The organism is Burkholderia sp. BCC1988 (assembly GCF_905339895.1).
Lineage (GTDB): Bacteria > Pseudomonadota > Gammaproteobacteria > Burkholderiales > Burkholderiaceae > Burkholderia.
Map to the genome: position 1 here is coordinate 34,536 of NZ_CAJPHA010000029.1, position 14,366 is coordinate 48,901.

Here is a 14,366-nt window from a genome sequence, read left to right on the forward strand (position 1 = left end):
ACCCCGGTTCGCAGGACTCCTGAGCGAACCGCGCAGTGCCCTGCCCGCCGACGCACATGCCGACGCGGCAAACGATCGACAAGACAACCATGACGGCCGGCCCACCGGTACGAAGGAGACGGACATGAAGCAGAAGTCGCAGGCGTGGTTCACGGTATTCCTGCTGTTCCTGGTGTATGGCATCAACTATCTCGACCGCGTCGCGCTGTCGATCGTCGCGCCGATCGTGCAGACCGATCTCGGCATCGACGCCGCGCAGATGGGCCTCGTCTTCAGCACGTTCTTCATCGGCTACGCGCTGTTCAATTTCATCGGCGGGCTCGCGTCCGACCGGCTCGGGCCGAAGCTCGTATACGTGCTGTCGGTCGGGCTGTGGTCAGTGTTCTGCGGAATGACCGCGCTCACCGTCGGCTTCGTGAGCCTGCTGATCGTGCGGCTGCTGTTCGGTATGGCCGAAGGGCCGCTGTGCTCGGCCGCGAACAAGATGGTCAACAACTGGCTGCCGCGCGACGCCGCCGCGACCGCGATGGGCCTGCTCAGCGCCGGCTCGCCGCTCGGCGGCGCGATCGCCGGGCCGATCGTCGGCCTGCTGGCCGCGCAGTTCGGCTGGCGACCGGCGTTCTGGATCGTATGTGCGATCGGGCTCGTGTGGGTCGTCGTGTGGATGATGTCGACCTCGGACCGTCCGGCCACGCCGGTCGGCGGCGCGGCGGGTGCGCCCGCAGCGACACCCGCCGCTGCGCCCCCCCACGCAGGTGCCGCCGCCGGCCCCGCAACGCCCGCACACACGCTGTCGCACTACGTGCGCCAGCCGCGCATCCTCGCGACGGCCGCCGCGTTCTTCAGCTACAACTACGTGCTGTTCTTCTTCCTGAGCTGGTTCCCGAGCTACCTCGTGCGTGCGCACCATCTGAACATCAAGGAGATGAGCGTCGCCACCGTCGTGCCCTGGCTCGTCGGCACGGTCGGCCTCGCGTGCGGCGGCGCGATCTCGGATGCGCTGTACCGGCTCACCGGCAACCTGCTGCTGTCGCGCCGGATCGTGCTCGTCACCTGCCTGCTCGGCGCCGGCGCGTGCGTGGCCGTCGCGGGCGCCGTGCAGTCGACGCAAGGCGCGGTTGCGCTGATGTCGGTGTCGCTGTTCTTCCTGTACGTGACGGGTGCGATCTATTGGGCGATCGTTCAGGATGTCGTGCATCCGGCGCGCGTCGGCGGCGTCAGCGGCTTCCTGCATTGCATGGGCAGCCTGTCGGGCGTGATCGGGCCGGCAGTGACTGGCTTCATCGTCGAGCGCAGCGGCTCGTTCGCGTCCGCGTTCGTGCTGGCCGGCGCGATCGCACTCGCGGGCGCGGTGCTGGCCGGCGTGTTCGTGCGCAACGCCCGGCCGTCGGAAGTGCTGCGCGAACGCACCGCACACTGACCTTTCAAGGCTGACGAAGGCCGCGCGGCGCCGCATGAGTCGGCACCGCGCGGCCTTGTCGTTTCATCCAATCATCGCACCCTCGAATATCTCCCATCCGATATCGCGATTTCCGCTGTCGATCACGCGCCTCTAGACTGGCTACGCGATGGCGACGCTGCGCAGCGGCACGGCGCAGCGGCACGCCCCCACGAAAACGATATGGGAGAGTTCGATGTCCGACCGGGATGCGCGCCGCGGCGCGCTCAAGACACTCGGCCTCGCGGCCGCCACGGCGCTGCTCGGCGCCGCGCGCACCGCGCAGGCTGCGACGCCCGAATCCGGCGCGCTGCTGGCCGGCGGCGCGACGCGCCTCGCCGACCTCACCCGCCGCCTCGCGGCCACGCCGAGACGACGCGACTTCAAGACGGTGCCGATGATCGTCGAGCGCCCCGATCAATGGGATCACGCGGCACTCATGGAAGTGATCGGCTATCGCGGCGGCCCGAAGCAGGTGTGGGACAACACCGAGCTCGGCGGCCTGTGGCTGAACCTGATGCGCAATGCGCTGAACGCGCAGGTCTGGGGGTTTGGTCACCCGGATTTCCTCGTCGTGTCGGCCACGCACGGCGCCGCGCATCTTGCGCTGTTCGATCCGGCCGCGTGGGACAAATACGGCCTCGCGACATTCGCCGGCACCGCGTTCGCGACCAACACGCTGCTCGCCGCGAAACCCGCGCAGTCGAAAGACGCGAAGGATCACGAACTACCTGATGGCGCGTTCTCGTCGCACGACAACAGCATCGCCGCGCTGCAGCAGCGCGGCGTCGTGTTCCTGGCGTGCCACAACGCGATCTGGGAGCTCGCGGAACGGCTCGACCGCGCGAATGCGAATCCGGACAAGCTCCCGCTCGACGCGCTCGCCGCCGACCTGACCAACCACGTGATTCCGTCGGCGATCGTCACGCCGGGCGTGGTCGGTACGCTGCCCGAGCTGCAGCACGCCGGTTTCACTTACGCGAAGTGAGGCGCCCGATGACATCGATCCGCACGCGTTCTCCGTGGCGACGCCGGTGGCTCACGGCGCTTTCCGCCACGCTGGCCCCGCTCTGCTGCGCGTCGGCGCTGTCGCTTGCCGCCCCGGCCGATGCTTCAAGCAGCGTCTTTCCGCCGTGGCAGGACGGCCGCAACAACGACGCGACGAACCGCGGCCTCGAATTCACGGTGCCGCAGGTCGACGTGCTCGCAGATTTTCACGGCGACCTCACCGCGCCGAAGCTCGTGCTGTACGTTGGCGGCAACTACTTCTTCGCGATGGCGCCGCTCGTCGCGCAGTTCGAGACCGACCATCCGGAATACCGCGGCCGCATCTACTGGGAAACGATCCCGCCCGGCCTGCTCGTGAAGCAGATCCACGCGGGCGGCACGATCACCGTCGGCAACATGACGTGGACGGTCGGGCCCGACGCGTATTTCGCCGGGCTCGGCAAGATCGACGAACTGATCGCGGACGGCACGCTCGACGGTCCGGCCGTGCCCTACGTGACCAACCAGTTGACGATCATGGTGCGCGCGGGCAATCCGAAGCACATCGCGTCGCTGAGCGATCTCGCGCGGCCCGACGTGAAGCTCGCGATGCCGAACCCGGCGTTCGAAGGCGTCGCGCGGCAGATCCGCGCATCGCTCGTGAAAGCCGGCGGCGATACGCTCGCTCGCACCGTCTACGACGACAAGGTGCGCGCCGGCACGGCCGAGCTCACGCACATCCATCATCGGGAAACCGCGCTGTTCCTGATGCAGGGACGCGCCGACGCCGGCGTGCTGTGGCAATCGGAAGCGGCGTTCCAGGAACAGGTCGGGCATCCGCTGATGCACATCGACACTCCGCCCGCGCACAATACGACGGCGATCTATGCAGGAGCGATGGTGAAGCACGCGCCGCATCCGGAAGCCGCACGCGCGTGGCTCGCGTACATCCGGTCGCCCGAGGCGTTCCGGATTTTCGCGCGCTATGGCTTCGGGCAATACGACGCGACGGCACCGACACCGCAGCTTGCGCCACGGCAAGACCGGCCCGACGCGGGCTGACCACGCGATTGCACACGCCACAAGACAGACAACAAGGAGGGGACCCGTGAACGATTCGGTCGACACACCGCGACGCCGGTTCGCGCCGCTGCTGCTCGCCGCGGCAGCGCTCCTGGCCGGCAATGCGCGCGCGGACGACGTCGCGCTCGGCAAGACCATCGCCACCCGGGGCACGACGACGGGCGTGGCTGCATGCATCGGCTGCCACGGCGCCCAGGGCGAAGGCAACGCGGCCGCAGGCTTTCCGCGGCTCGCCGGCACACATGCCGCCTATCTTTCGGCTCAACTCGCCGCGTTCGCCGACGGCAGCCGCCAGAATCCGGTCATGCAGCCGCTCGCGAAACTGCTGTCGCCGCGCGATCGCGACGCGGTCTCGGCGTACTTCGCGAGCCTGCCCGCGGCGCCCGCCATTGCCGCTTCCGACGCCGCGTCGATCGACCCGGCGAACACCGGCGCGTGGCTCGCGACGCGCGGACGCTGGTCGCAGGGCCTGCCCGCCTGTGCGCAATGCCACGGCGCGGGCGGCCTCGGCGTAGGCACAGCGTTTCCGCCGCTCGCCGGCCAGCCGGCCGCGTACATCGCGGGCCAGCTGAACGGCTGGAAGCGCGGCACGCGCGCGCCCGGCCCGATGGCGCTGATGCCGATGATTGCCGGCAAGCTGTCCGACGCGGATATCGACGCGGTGGCCGCCTACTATGCGCGCGGCGGCGCCGCGAACGGAGAACAACGATGATCGACCGCTCGATGGTGGTCCGCGGCGCGCGTGCCGCGCTGCTCGGTGCGGCCTGGCTGCCCGCGCTCGCGTGCGCGGCCGCGCCGCAGGACGCCCCCGCCGCCGCTTCCGCCTCCGCCGCGGCCACCGTTCCCGCGACGACGACGACGGCGAAGCCGTTCACGCCGCCGCCCGAATCCGCGATACCCGCCGACGACTTCGGCAAGACCGTGAAGCTCGGCGAGCAGATCTTCCTGCACACACCCGAGCTCGCGGGCAAGTACGTCGGCAACAAGCTGACCTGCGCGAGCTGCCACCTCGACGCGGGCCGCCGGCCCGATTCGGGCCCGATGTGGGCCGCCTACCTGCTGTACCCGGCCTACCGCATCAAGAACGGCCACGTGAACACGTTCGCCGAACGCTTGCAGGGTTGCTTCAGATTCAGCATGAACGGCAAGGCGCCGCCGGCCGGCGATCCGATTCTCGTTGCGCTCGAAACCTATTCGTACTGGCTCGCGCAGGGCGCGCCGGTCGGCGCGAAACTGCCCGGCCAGGGTTTCCCGAAACTGCCGCCGCCCGCGCAAAAAGCCGACTACGCGCGCGGCGCCGCCGTCTACACGCAGCACTGCGCGCTGTGTCATGGCGCGGACGGCCAGGGACAATCGAGCGGCGGCAAGCCGGTCTTTCCGGCGCTCTGGGGCGCACGCTCGTTCAACTGGGGCGCGGGGATGGGCGACATCCGCAACGCGGCCGGCTTCGTGAAGGCCAACATGCCGCTCGGGCTCGGCGGCACGCTGACCGATCAGGAAGCATGGGACGTCGCGACCTTCATGGACAGCCACGAACGCCCGCAGGACCCGCGCTTCACCGGCTCGGTGCAGGACACCCGCGCGAAATTCCACGACACGCCCGACTCGATGTACGGACGCGAGGTGAACGGCCGCGTGCTCGGCGCGCCATGAGACCTGGCCGGCGCGGGCGGCGCCGCTTGCACCATCACGGACGCCAGCGATACACGACGAGGCTCGACCCGTTGTAGTTGTCCTTCGTGATCACGTATTCGCCGGTCGACCGCAGGTACGCACGGATGCCGTACATCGAGTCGACGTCGTTGCCGACGTCCATCGCCGACGTGTTCGAGTTCGTCAGCGTGGTGACGAGGCTGCCGGTGTTCAGGTCGAACACGTCGACGTTCGGCACCGTGTGCACGTAGCCGACGAACAGGTAGTGGCCGGCCGCCGCCATCGATTTCGGATTCGTGCTCGTCAGGTTGATCGCCACGTTCGGCGTGCTCGTGTTGCCGGCCATCCAGCCGCGATAGACCTCGATGTGCCCGTTCATCGCGGTCCAGTCCCAGCTGCCCGAGATGCCCTGCGCGAGGATCATCGTGTCGCTGTCGGCCTGGTAGATGATCCGCGTGAGCGGCAGCACGGTGCGCGGAATCGGAATCTGCACCGGCTTGCCCCATGTCGCCTTCCCGGCCGCGTCGAAACCCGTCATCGGATAGTGCGAGATGTTGTTGGTGCGATCGAGCCCGGCCCACACGTCGCCGTTGTCGTCGAGCGAGAAACCGGCCGTTACCTGCAGCGTCGTGTTGAACGGCTTGCCGGGAATCGAGCCGTCCGGAATCGCGATGTAGCCGCTCGCGCCGTTGAAGTGATAGAGGTTGTAGTTGCCCGGGTTCTGCCCGGTCGCGACGAGCATCCGGGTGCCCTTTACCAGCGCGAGCTGGCCGAAATGCTGGCCACGCTGGTAGTCGTTCATGTCGAGGCGCGGGTCCTTCGGATAGCTGAACGGATCGATCGTGTTCGCGACGAACGTGCCGCCCGCGGTGCCGGTGTACACGTTGTTGCCGCTGTAGAAGAACGCACCGTCGGTCGCCGGATCGGGCGCGGCGGCGCCCTCGAAGTTCAGCGCCTGCAGCTTCCATTGCAGCGCGCCCGTCGGGTTATACGAATGCAGGTCGGTGCTGCCGTTGCGCCCGAGATCCCAGCCGCCGCCCCACGCGTTGTTCAGCACGTACAGGTTGCCGGCCGCGTCCTTGCCGATGCCTGCGACGCGCGTGAAGCGCTTGTCGCCGACCTGCCCCTTGATGCCCGACGTCGTGTCGAGATAGCCGCCCTGCACGCCGAACGTGCCGAGCTGCACGGGCTGGCCCGCGAGCGTGTAGATCTTGATGTTCATGTCGGGGCCTTCGTCGCCCACCAGCAACTGCCCGCGCGGCGCATCGAAATACAGCGATGCCGGCCGCGCACGGGCCGCCATCTGGATCGTGCTCATCGCCGTGCCCGTCGGGCTGAACTGCGCGACGACGCCCGCGCTCTTGCGCGCGACCCACAGGTTGCCGGCCGCGTCGAGCGCCAGCGCGCCGGGCCCCGATACGCTGATGTCGCGCTGCCACACGCCGTCCGTCGTGTAGACGCGCACGCGATTGCCGTAGAAGTCGCTCGCGTACAGCAGGTTGCCGGTCGTCGCGAGGCCCGTGATCACGTCCGCGTACTGGATGCCGGTCCACGTGCTGACCGGAATGCGCAGGTCGCGCTGGTTCGTGCTGCGGTTGTAGCGGCCGACCGAGCCGCTGCCGAACGTGCGGTTGTAGCCGAGCGCGACGAACAGCGCGTTCGCGTTGCCGGTGATCGCGCCGCCCTGGAATTCGTCATGGATGCCGATCGTGCCGAGCGTCTGCCCGTTCTGGTAGATCGCGACGCCGCCCGCGTTCTCGTCCCAGCGTGACGCCGTATAGATCACGCCCTCGGGGGCGACCCACAGCGAGCGCGCGCCGTTGCCGACGTGCGCGGCGAGCGTGCCGAACGTGTTCGCGAGCCAGTCCGTCGTGTATTGCGCTTGTGCGTGACTGACCGGCGCCAGCATTGCCATGCACAATCCAAGCAATGCCGCGCGAATTTGTTTCGATAACATGAATGATGCTCCCGGACGATCGTTTTTCGACACTCTAATTCGCCGCGTATGAAATATCGGTGATTTTTTAAAAAACCGGTTCAATTGCATGTCGAATTGTTCATTGCGTTCCTTTACCGCGCGACGCCGGCTGACTGAAGATGGACCGATCCGGAAGTCGCACCGCGGATCCCCGCCAGGCAGCGCTCTCGCGATCCGCGGTCTTCGGCACTTTATTCCGAATCGCCCAATACAAATACGTCATTTTTTCTGATTCACGCGCATTGAATTCCCATTGCCGGCAAGTCGATTCAATGATTACAAATCGAAATTAAAATGAAAGAAAAAATATTGTTCGGTGCATGCGACATCACGTCACCGGACGCGCGGGCCGCATCCGTATTGCCGGGAAATCGTGAAGAAGTGAAATAAGAGATGCGCGACGGAATGCCGTTGCCGATGCAGGCAGCCCGGAAGAGGTGCCGAGAATTCGGCGGAAGGAGACACGGCCGCAGGTCAACCGGGAAGGCCGCACGCCGGCCGAACGTGAAGGCGATGCGCTCCGGTGCGGGCCGTCGGGCATCGCGCCGTCCGAGCCGCCCGGATACGACAGGATTGGGTACACGTCGCGCAGCCGGTGGCCCGCATCGAGTGTGGGCCACTGGCTGCGCATGCCATCAGAACTTCTGACGCAGCCCGAGGCTGACGATCGCCTGCGATCGCGAGTCGGACGAGTGGCCGTTCGCCTTGTCCGACACCGATGCGGTCGCCGCCACCGGCCGGCCGAGCGCGTCGAGCGTCGTGCCCGACGCATGCTGGTACGCGCCGAGCAGGTACACGCTGGTGCGCTTCGACAGGTCGTAAACCGCACCGAGCGTGACGTTGTGATACTGCGCGCGGTTGTCGATGCCGTCGACGTCGCTGCCGCGCGTGTAGCTGTAGCCTGCGAACAGTTGCGTCTGCGGCTGCACGTTCCAGCGCGTGAACACGCCCGCGACGTTGAACGTCGCATGACCGCTGAACAGCGACTGGGCACCGCTGCGGTACTGCACGTTGCTGTAGTTCACCCCGACCACGGCCGGGCCGAAGTCGTACGTCGCGCCGGTCGCGATGATCTGCTGCGACTGCGCGCTCGCATAGCCTTCGTTGATCGACGAGTTGAACAGGCCGTCGTCGGTGCTCCGCCACTTGCCGGCGGTCGGGTCGGTCGCGCCCGTCTTGCTGTTGTCCGAACGCTCGTAGCCGACGCCCACGCGCAGCGGCCCCGCCGCGTACGCCGCGCCGACGCTCCACGTGTTGCGCTGCTTCATGCTGCCCGGCTGGCTGCCGAAGCCGTACAGCGCGCCGAACGTGAAGCCCGCGTAGTTCGCGCTCGTGTACTTGATCGAGCTGTCGACGCGCGCGGTCTGGTCGAGGTCGTCGATGTCGCCCGGATGCGCGCCGAAGCCGCCGATGAACGACGACGGGCCGACCGGGCTCACGAAGTCGTCGAGCGACGTGTACTGGCGACCGAGCGTGACCGTGCCGTAGCGGTCGCTGCCGACGCCGACGAACGCCTGCCGGCCGAACTGGCGGCCGCCCTGGCCCGACGTGCCGTTGGTGATGTCGAAGCCGTTCTCGAGCACGAACAGCGCGCGCATCCCGCCGCCGAGATCCTCGGCGCCCTTGATGCCCCAGCGGCTGCCGGACAGGTTGCCGGTGGTCAGGGCGACGTCCGAGTGCCCGGTATAGGCGCCCGGCGAGCCGACCCGTTCGTTGCTGCGATAGGTCACGCCCGCATCGACGATGCCGTACAGCGTGACGGAGCTTTGCGCGGAGGCGATGCCCGCGAGCGAGAGCAGCAGCGGTGCTGCGATCAGTTGCTTGTTCATGGTTTTTTAGCGTCTCCGGGCGGTGAACCCGTTGTTCTATGCGAGTAGCGCGTGCGGTCGGCGAGATCCACCGGCATGGCGAGGCCGGCGGCGTCCGCACACGGGAACGCGCGCATGCGAAACGCGCGCGCGACGTCGCGGCCAGCATGCCCGCCGCGGCCGCCATGGTAGTTGGAACCGGTTCCGGTCGATAGCGCAATAATGAAAACAGCTTCTTGCCAAAATCGAGATAATCGTTCGCGCGGCGGACGTCCCTGTACAGCGCGAGGCCGCGCGCCCGATAATCGGGCACCCGCCTTCCACCGGGAGTCTTCGGCATGCATCAATCGACCCTGCTGATCTTCGCCGCCGTCGCGTTCGTCGGGATCGCGACGCCCGGCCCGACCGTGCTGCTCGCACTGACCAACGGCTCGCGCTACGGCGTGCGCCGCGCGGCCTACGGCTTCGCCGGCGCGATGCTGTCCGACTTCGTGCTGATCGTCGCGGTCGCGCTCGGCCTCGGCGCGCTGCTGATGGCCTCGGCGTTCTGGTTCTCGGTGGTGAAATGGCTCGGCGCCGCCTATCTCGCGTACGTCGGCATCCGGCTGCTCACGTCGAAGGGCTCGCTCGACGTCGCCGTTGCGCATGGCGGCGCGGCGTACGAACGCAACGCGTCGATCTTCGCGAAGAGCTTCCTGACCGCGGTGACGAATCCGAAGGGCTATCTGTTCTTCTCCGCGTTCCTGCCGCAGTTCCTCGATCCGGCCGCCCCGCTCGCGCCGCAATACGTCGCGCTCGCGGTCACGTTCGCGCTGCTCGACGGCGCCGTAATGTTCGGCTACGCGCTGCTCGGCGCGCGCGCTATGCGGCTGCTGAAGCGCTCGGGCGCGCTGTGGCTCGAACGCACGTGCGGTGCGATGCTGCTCGCGCTGGCGGGATCGCTCGCGCTGTATCGGCGGCATGCTGCGTAGGAGCATCGGCATGCGCGGCACTTCGGGCGCTTCGAGCGCTTCGAGCGCTTCGAGCGCTTCGAGCGCTTCGGGTGCTTCGGGTGCTTCGGGTGCTTCGGGTGCTTCGCGTGCTTCGGGTGCTTCGGGCGCTTCGGGCGCTTCAGGAGCGCCGTTCGCGCGGGTCGCATTGCCCGCAACGGTCTCAACAGGCTCGCGATGAGAATCGATGTCCCTCCCCGCTCCGGTTTCCCCGGCCTGTCGCTCCGCCAGCTCGACCGCGCGGATCTCGATACGTGGTTCGCGTACCTGTCGAATCCCGACGTCGTCCGCCACACGAGCTGGAACCTGCATGCGCGCGACGATCTGCTGCCGCTGTTCGACGGCATCGAATCGGCTCATCCGGATTCGATCCGCCGCCTCGCGATCGTCGACGACGCGTCGGGCGCGCTCGCCGGGACCATCGGGCTGCATACGGTATCCACCGCGAACCGCTCGGCCGAGATCGCGTACGACCTCGCGCCGTCGCACTGGGGGCGCGGCATCGCGAGCGCGCTGTGCGCGAGCGTCACCGCGTGGGCGTTCGCCGAAGGCGGCTTCATGCGGATCCAGGGCGTCGTGCTGACCAGCAATGCCGGCTCCGCGCGCGTGCTGCAGAAATGCGGCTACCGGTACGAAGGATTGCTGCGCGCATACCGGATGGTGCGCGGCGCGCCGGGCGATTTCGCGCTGTACGCGCGCCTCGCGACCGACTGACGGGCCGACGCGACGCGCCGATCCGCACGCCGTCGACGCGAATGGACGACCCGCGGCGAATTCGCGACAATCGCCGTTCCCCGCTTCGACTCCTTCGCCATGAAAATCGCCGCGCTGTCCGACATCCACGGCAACCTCGCCGCGCTCGACGCGGTGCTCGACGACGTGCGCCGCCGCGGCGCCGACGTGATCGTCAACCTCGGCGACATCGTGTCGGGCGCGCTCCATCCTGCCGCAACGGCCGACCGCCTGATCGCGCTCGACCTGCCGACCATCAAGGGCAATCACGAACGGCAACTGCTGACCGGTGATCGCGACACGATGCGGCTGTCCGACCGCTGGGCGCACGACACGCTGCGCGACGACCATCGCGCATGGATCGCCGCGCTGCCCGAGCGCCTGACGCTCGGCGACGATGTGCTGATGGTGCACGGCACGCCTGCCAGCGACCTCGTCTACTTCCTCGAAACGGTCACGCCCGACGGCTGCCGCGCGGCGACGCCCGATGAAATCGCGCAGCGCGCGGGCGACGAGACGGCCTCGCTGATTCTGTGCGGCCATACGCATGTGCCGCGCCTCGCGAAACTCGACGACGGCCGGCTCATCGTCAACCCCGGCAGCGTCGGGCTGCAGGCGTACGCGGACGATCTACCGCACCCGCACCGGATCGAAACGGGTTCGCCGCATGCGCGCTACGCGATGGTGTCGCGCACGCCGGCCGGCTGGCACGCCGAATTCCATGCGGTCGAATACGACTGGCATACGGCCGCCGCCACCGCGGCATCGCGCGGCCGCGACGACTGGAGCGTCGCGCTGCGCACCGGCCGGTGCTGACGCATCGCCGCCTTCCATTCACCCGCTTCCTTCACCAGAAAGCCGATCCGTCATGCCCGTTCCGTCACAACTGCTGTTCCTGCCCGGCGCATCGGGCAGCACCGCCTTCTGGCAACCGCTCGCGAGCCGCCTCGCGCATCCGGCCGAGCGTCGGATCGTCGGCTATCCGGGCTTCGGCGACACGCCGCGCGATCCGGCCGTCGACGACTTCGACGGTCTCGTGCGCCATGTGCTGAGCGCGATCGACCGGCCGACCGCCGTGATCGCGCAATCGATGGGCGGCGTGATCGCGATGCGCGCGGCACTCGAACGTGCGCCGCTCGTCACGCACCTGGTGCTGACGGTCACGTCGGGCGGCCTCGACATGCAGGGGCTCGGCGCGCAGGACTGGCGCGCCGGCTTCGCGCAAGCGAACCCGCAATTGCCCGACTGGTTCCTGACGTTGCGCGCCGACCTGTCGCAGGGCATCGGCCGCATCGCGCAGCCGACGCTGCTGCTGTGGGGCGACGACGATCCGATCAGCCCGGTCGCGGCAGGCAAACGCCTGCTCGAACGGCTGCCCGATGCACGGCTGCACGTGGTGCCGGGCGCCCGGCACGATCTCGCGGCCGTGCATGCCGAAACGCTCGCGCCGCTCGTCGACGCGCATCTGCAGCGCGTGTAACGCAGCCCGCTTCGACCCCGAAGCCCGCGACGCGCTCGACGCCGCATTACACGGCGTCGCGTCAGGTCGCGTTCACCAGCGTCAACCGCGCTTCGAGCCCACCGCCGTCCGGCCGGTTGCGCAACGTGAGCGTGCCGCCCATCGCGAGCGCAAGCTGCCGCGCGATCGCGAGGCCGAGCCCCGTGCCGCCCGTCTCGCGATTGCGCGACGTCTCCACGCGCCGGAACGGTTCGAACACCGCGTCGAGCTGATCGTCCGGAATGCCCGGCCCGCGATCGAGCACCGCGATGACCGCGCCGCCGCCCGGCGCCGCCTGCACGTCGATCTCGGCCGCGCCCGCGAACTTCAGCGCGTTGTCGACGAGGTTGCCGACGATCCGGCGCAGCGCCTTCGGCCGCGTGACGAGCGCGAGCGGGCCGCCGCCATGCAGCGCGACGTCCTGCCCCGCATCCGTGTAGTCGCACACGATGCTGTCGAGCAGCGCATCGAGATCGATGCGGCGCGCGGCCTCTTCCGTGCCGTGCAGCGTGCGCGCATACGCGACGCCTTCCTTCACCAGATGCTCCATCTCGAGCAGGTCCTGGCGCAGCTTCGCGCCCTGCGCGTCGTCGTCCATCACGTCGACGCGCAGCCGCATCCGCGTGATCGGCGTCTGCAGGTCGTGCGAGATCGACGCGAGGATCTGCATGCGCTCGGCCATGTACTGCGCGATGCGGTCCTGCATCGCGTTGAACGCGCGCGCGGCACGCGCGACTTCGGACGGCCCGTCCTCGTTCAGGCGTTCGCCCTTCAGGTCGGGGCCGAGCGCGTCGGCCGCCTGCGCGAGCTGCTTCAGCGGCCGCGTCGCGAGCCGCACCGCGAGCCAGCAGCACGCGGCCAGCACCGCGAGCTGCAGCGCGAGCACGACCGGCAGCCAGCCCGACAGCGGCACCGTGGACATCGGGTGGATGTCGATCGTCAGCGGCGAGCCGTCGGTCAGGCGCAGATGCACCTGCAGATGTTCGCGATCGCCGGGGATCGCGTTCGCCGTCAGCGGATAGTCGCCGCCGATGCCGTCCGAGATCGAGCGCTCGACGCGCGCCGAGAGCCGCGCCTCCGGCGGCGTGCCCGTCTCGCCGGGCCCGAGGATGAACGCGTAGCTGCGCCGTGCGAGACGCGGCAGCCACGCGGCACGCTGGTCGGGCGGCAGGTGATCGAGCAGCGCGACCGAACTCGCGACCTCGCGTTCGATGTAGCCCATCATCAGGTTGGTGGTCGCCTGGTCGCGCTCGGTGACCGTGAGCCAGAACGACAGCGTCTGCGCGAGCGCGAGGCCCACGCACAGGATCAGCGCGAGCCGCGCGAACAGCGAGCGCGGCCAGTGCCACGGGGTGCGCGCGCTCATGCGTCGCCTTCGACCGCGGTCACCGCCGACGAGAACACGTAGCCCTCGTTGCGCAGCGTCTTGATGTAGCGCGGCTCGCGCGCGCCGTCGCGCAGGCGCTGGCGCAGCCGGCTCACGAGCAGGTCGATCGACCGGTCGAACGGATCGGACTGCCGGCCCTGCGTGAGGTTGAGCAACTGGTCGCGCGTCAGCACGCGCTGCGGATTGTCGAGGAACACGCGCAACAGCCGGTATTCGGCGCCGCTCAACGCGACCAGCGTGCCTTCGGCGTCGAGCAGGTGACGCCCCGTCGTGTCGAGCCGCCATTCGCCGAACGCGAGCATCGCGGCCGACTCCGTCACCTGCATGCCGGGCGGCAGCATGCGCGCGCGGCGCAGCACCGAGCGGATCCGCGCGAGCAGCTCGCGCACCGCGAACGGCTTCGCGAGATAGTCGTCGGCGCCCATCTCCAGACCGATGATGCGGTCGGTTTCCTCGCCACGCGCGGTCAGCATCAGCACCGGCACCGTCCGGAACTTGCCCGCGCGCAGATCGCGGCACAGCGTGAGGCCGTCCTCGCCGGGCATCATCAGGTCGAGCACGATCAGGTCGGGCGCGCCGTCGTCGAGCGCGTTGCGCATCTCGCGGCCGTTCGCGGCGAGCGACACGCGCATGCCGTTCTTCTCCAGGTAGTCCGCGATCAGTTCGCGGATCGCGCGATCGTCGTCGACGATCAGTACGTGGTCGATCTTGTCCATGGGCGGTGTCGTTGGCGTGATGTTCCGGCTGGCGATGTCCGCTTTTATACCCCACCGCGGGCACCCGTTTGTATCCCAATGTATCGCGCCGCCGTGA

At 68.6% G+C, this 14,366-nt stretch carries 13 protein-coding genes; 9 read left to right on the plus strand and 4 right to left on the minus strand.

The genetic code is table 11. The features are described from left to right. The first annotated feature begins 124 nt into the window (after positions 1–124). From U4012_RS31350 to U4012_RS31370, 5 genes are all read left to right on the plus strand, one after another. Positions 125–1,420 (plus strand): MFS transporter, encoded by a 1,296-nt coding sequence (locus U4012_RS31350; protein WP_124488660.1) that lies wholly within the window; start codon positions 125–127, stop codon positions 1,418–1,420. 214 nt (positions 1,421–1,634) lie between these two features. After that, positions 1,635–2,426, plus strand: coding sequence for a transcriptional initiation protein Tat (locus U4012_RS31355; protein ID WP_321803319.1), 792 nt, complete (start codon positions 1,635–1,637; stop codon positions 2,424–2,426). An 8-nt stretch (positions 2,427–2,434) separates the two neighbouring features. Then, positions 2,435–3,487: a substrate-binding domain-containing protein gene (locus U4012_RS31360; RefSeq protein ID WP_321803321.1), complete on the plus strand. Its 1,053-nt coding sequence runs from the start codon at positions 2,435–2,437 to the stop codon at positions 3,485–3,487. A 46-nt stretch (positions 3,488–3,533) separates the two neighbouring features. Continuing rightward, complete coding sequence (locus U4012_RS31365) at positions 3,534–4,220, plus strand: c-type cytochrome (protein WP_321803323.1); 687 nt, start codon at positions 3,534–3,536, stop codon at positions 4,218–4,220. Further along, a complete protein-coding gene (locus U4012_RS31370) occupies positions 4,217–5,161 on the plus strand; it encodes a c-type cytochrome (RefSeq protein ID WP_321803325.1) in 945 nt (314 codons plus the stop codon). The genes U4012_RS31365 and U4012_RS31370 overlap by 4 nt, the downstream gene beginning before the upstream one ends. A gap of 34 nt (positions 5,162–5,195) precedes the next feature. Here the strand turns inward: U4012_RS31370 and U4012_RS31375 are convergent, their stop codons facing one another. Further along, positions 5,196–7,118, minus strand: coding sequence for an SMP-30/gluconolactonase/LRE family protein (locus U4012_RS31375; RefSeq protein WP_321803327.1), 1,923 nt, complete (start codon positions 7,116–7,118; stop codon positions 5,196–5,198). Between the two features lie 656 nt (positions 7,119–7,774). Beyond that, on the minus strand, positions 7,775–8,968 hold the full coding sequence (locus U4012_RS31380) for a porin (RefSeq protein WP_044847424.1): 1,194 nt from the start codon (positions 8,966–8,968) through the stop codon (positions 7,775–7,777). Positions 8,969–9,285: 317 nt separating this feature from the next. Here U4012_RS31380 and U4012_RS31385 point away from each other — a divergent pair, with 317 nt between their 5' ends. From U4012_RS31385 to U4012_RS31400, 4 genes are all read left to right on the plus strand, one after another. Next, on the plus strand, positions 9,286–9,918 hold the full coding sequence (locus tag U4012_RS31385) for a LysE family translocator (RefSeq protein ID WP_124529968.1): 633 nt from the start codon (positions 9,286–9,288) through the stop codon (positions 9,916–9,918). A 195-nt stretch (positions 9,919–10,113) separates the two neighbouring features. Next, on the plus strand, positions 10,114–10,650 hold the full coding sequence (locus tag U4012_RS31390) for a GNAT family protein (RefSeq protein WP_321803331.1): 537 nt from the start codon (positions 10,114–10,116) through the stop codon (positions 10,648–10,650). 99 nt (positions 10,651–10,749) lie between these two features. After that, on the plus strand, positions 10,750–11,484 hold the full coding sequence (locus U4012_RS31395; RefSeq protein ID WP_321803333.1) for a metallophosphoesterase family protein: 735 nt from the start codon (positions 10,750–10,752) through the stop codon (positions 11,482–11,484). A gap of 52 nt (positions 11,485–11,536) precedes the next feature. After that, complete coding sequence (locus tag U4012_RS31400; RefSeq protein ID WP_321803335.1) at positions 11,537–12,148, plus strand: alpha/beta fold hydrolase; 612 nt, start codon at positions 11,537–11,539, stop codon at positions 12,146–12,148. A gap of 61 nt (positions 12,149–12,209) precedes the next feature. On the opposite strand, the gene U4012_RS31405 is transcribed toward U4012_RS31400, so the two are convergent. Together U4012_RS31405 and U4012_RS31410 are read right to left on the minus strand one after the other, a co-directional pair. Then, positions 12,210–13,532: an ATP-binding protein gene (locus U4012_RS31405; RefSeq protein ID WP_044847428.1), complete on the minus strand. Its 1,323-nt coding sequence runs from the start codon at positions 13,530–13,532 to the stop codon at positions 12,210–12,212. After that, a complete protein-coding gene (locus U4012_RS31410) occupies positions 13,529–14,269 on the minus strand; it encodes a response regulator (protein ID WP_044847429.1) in 741 nt (246 codons plus the stop codon). Before U4012_RS31410 ends, U4012_RS31405 begins: the two co-directional genes overlap by 4 nt. Between the last annotated feature and the right edge of the window lie 97 nt (positions 14,270–14,366).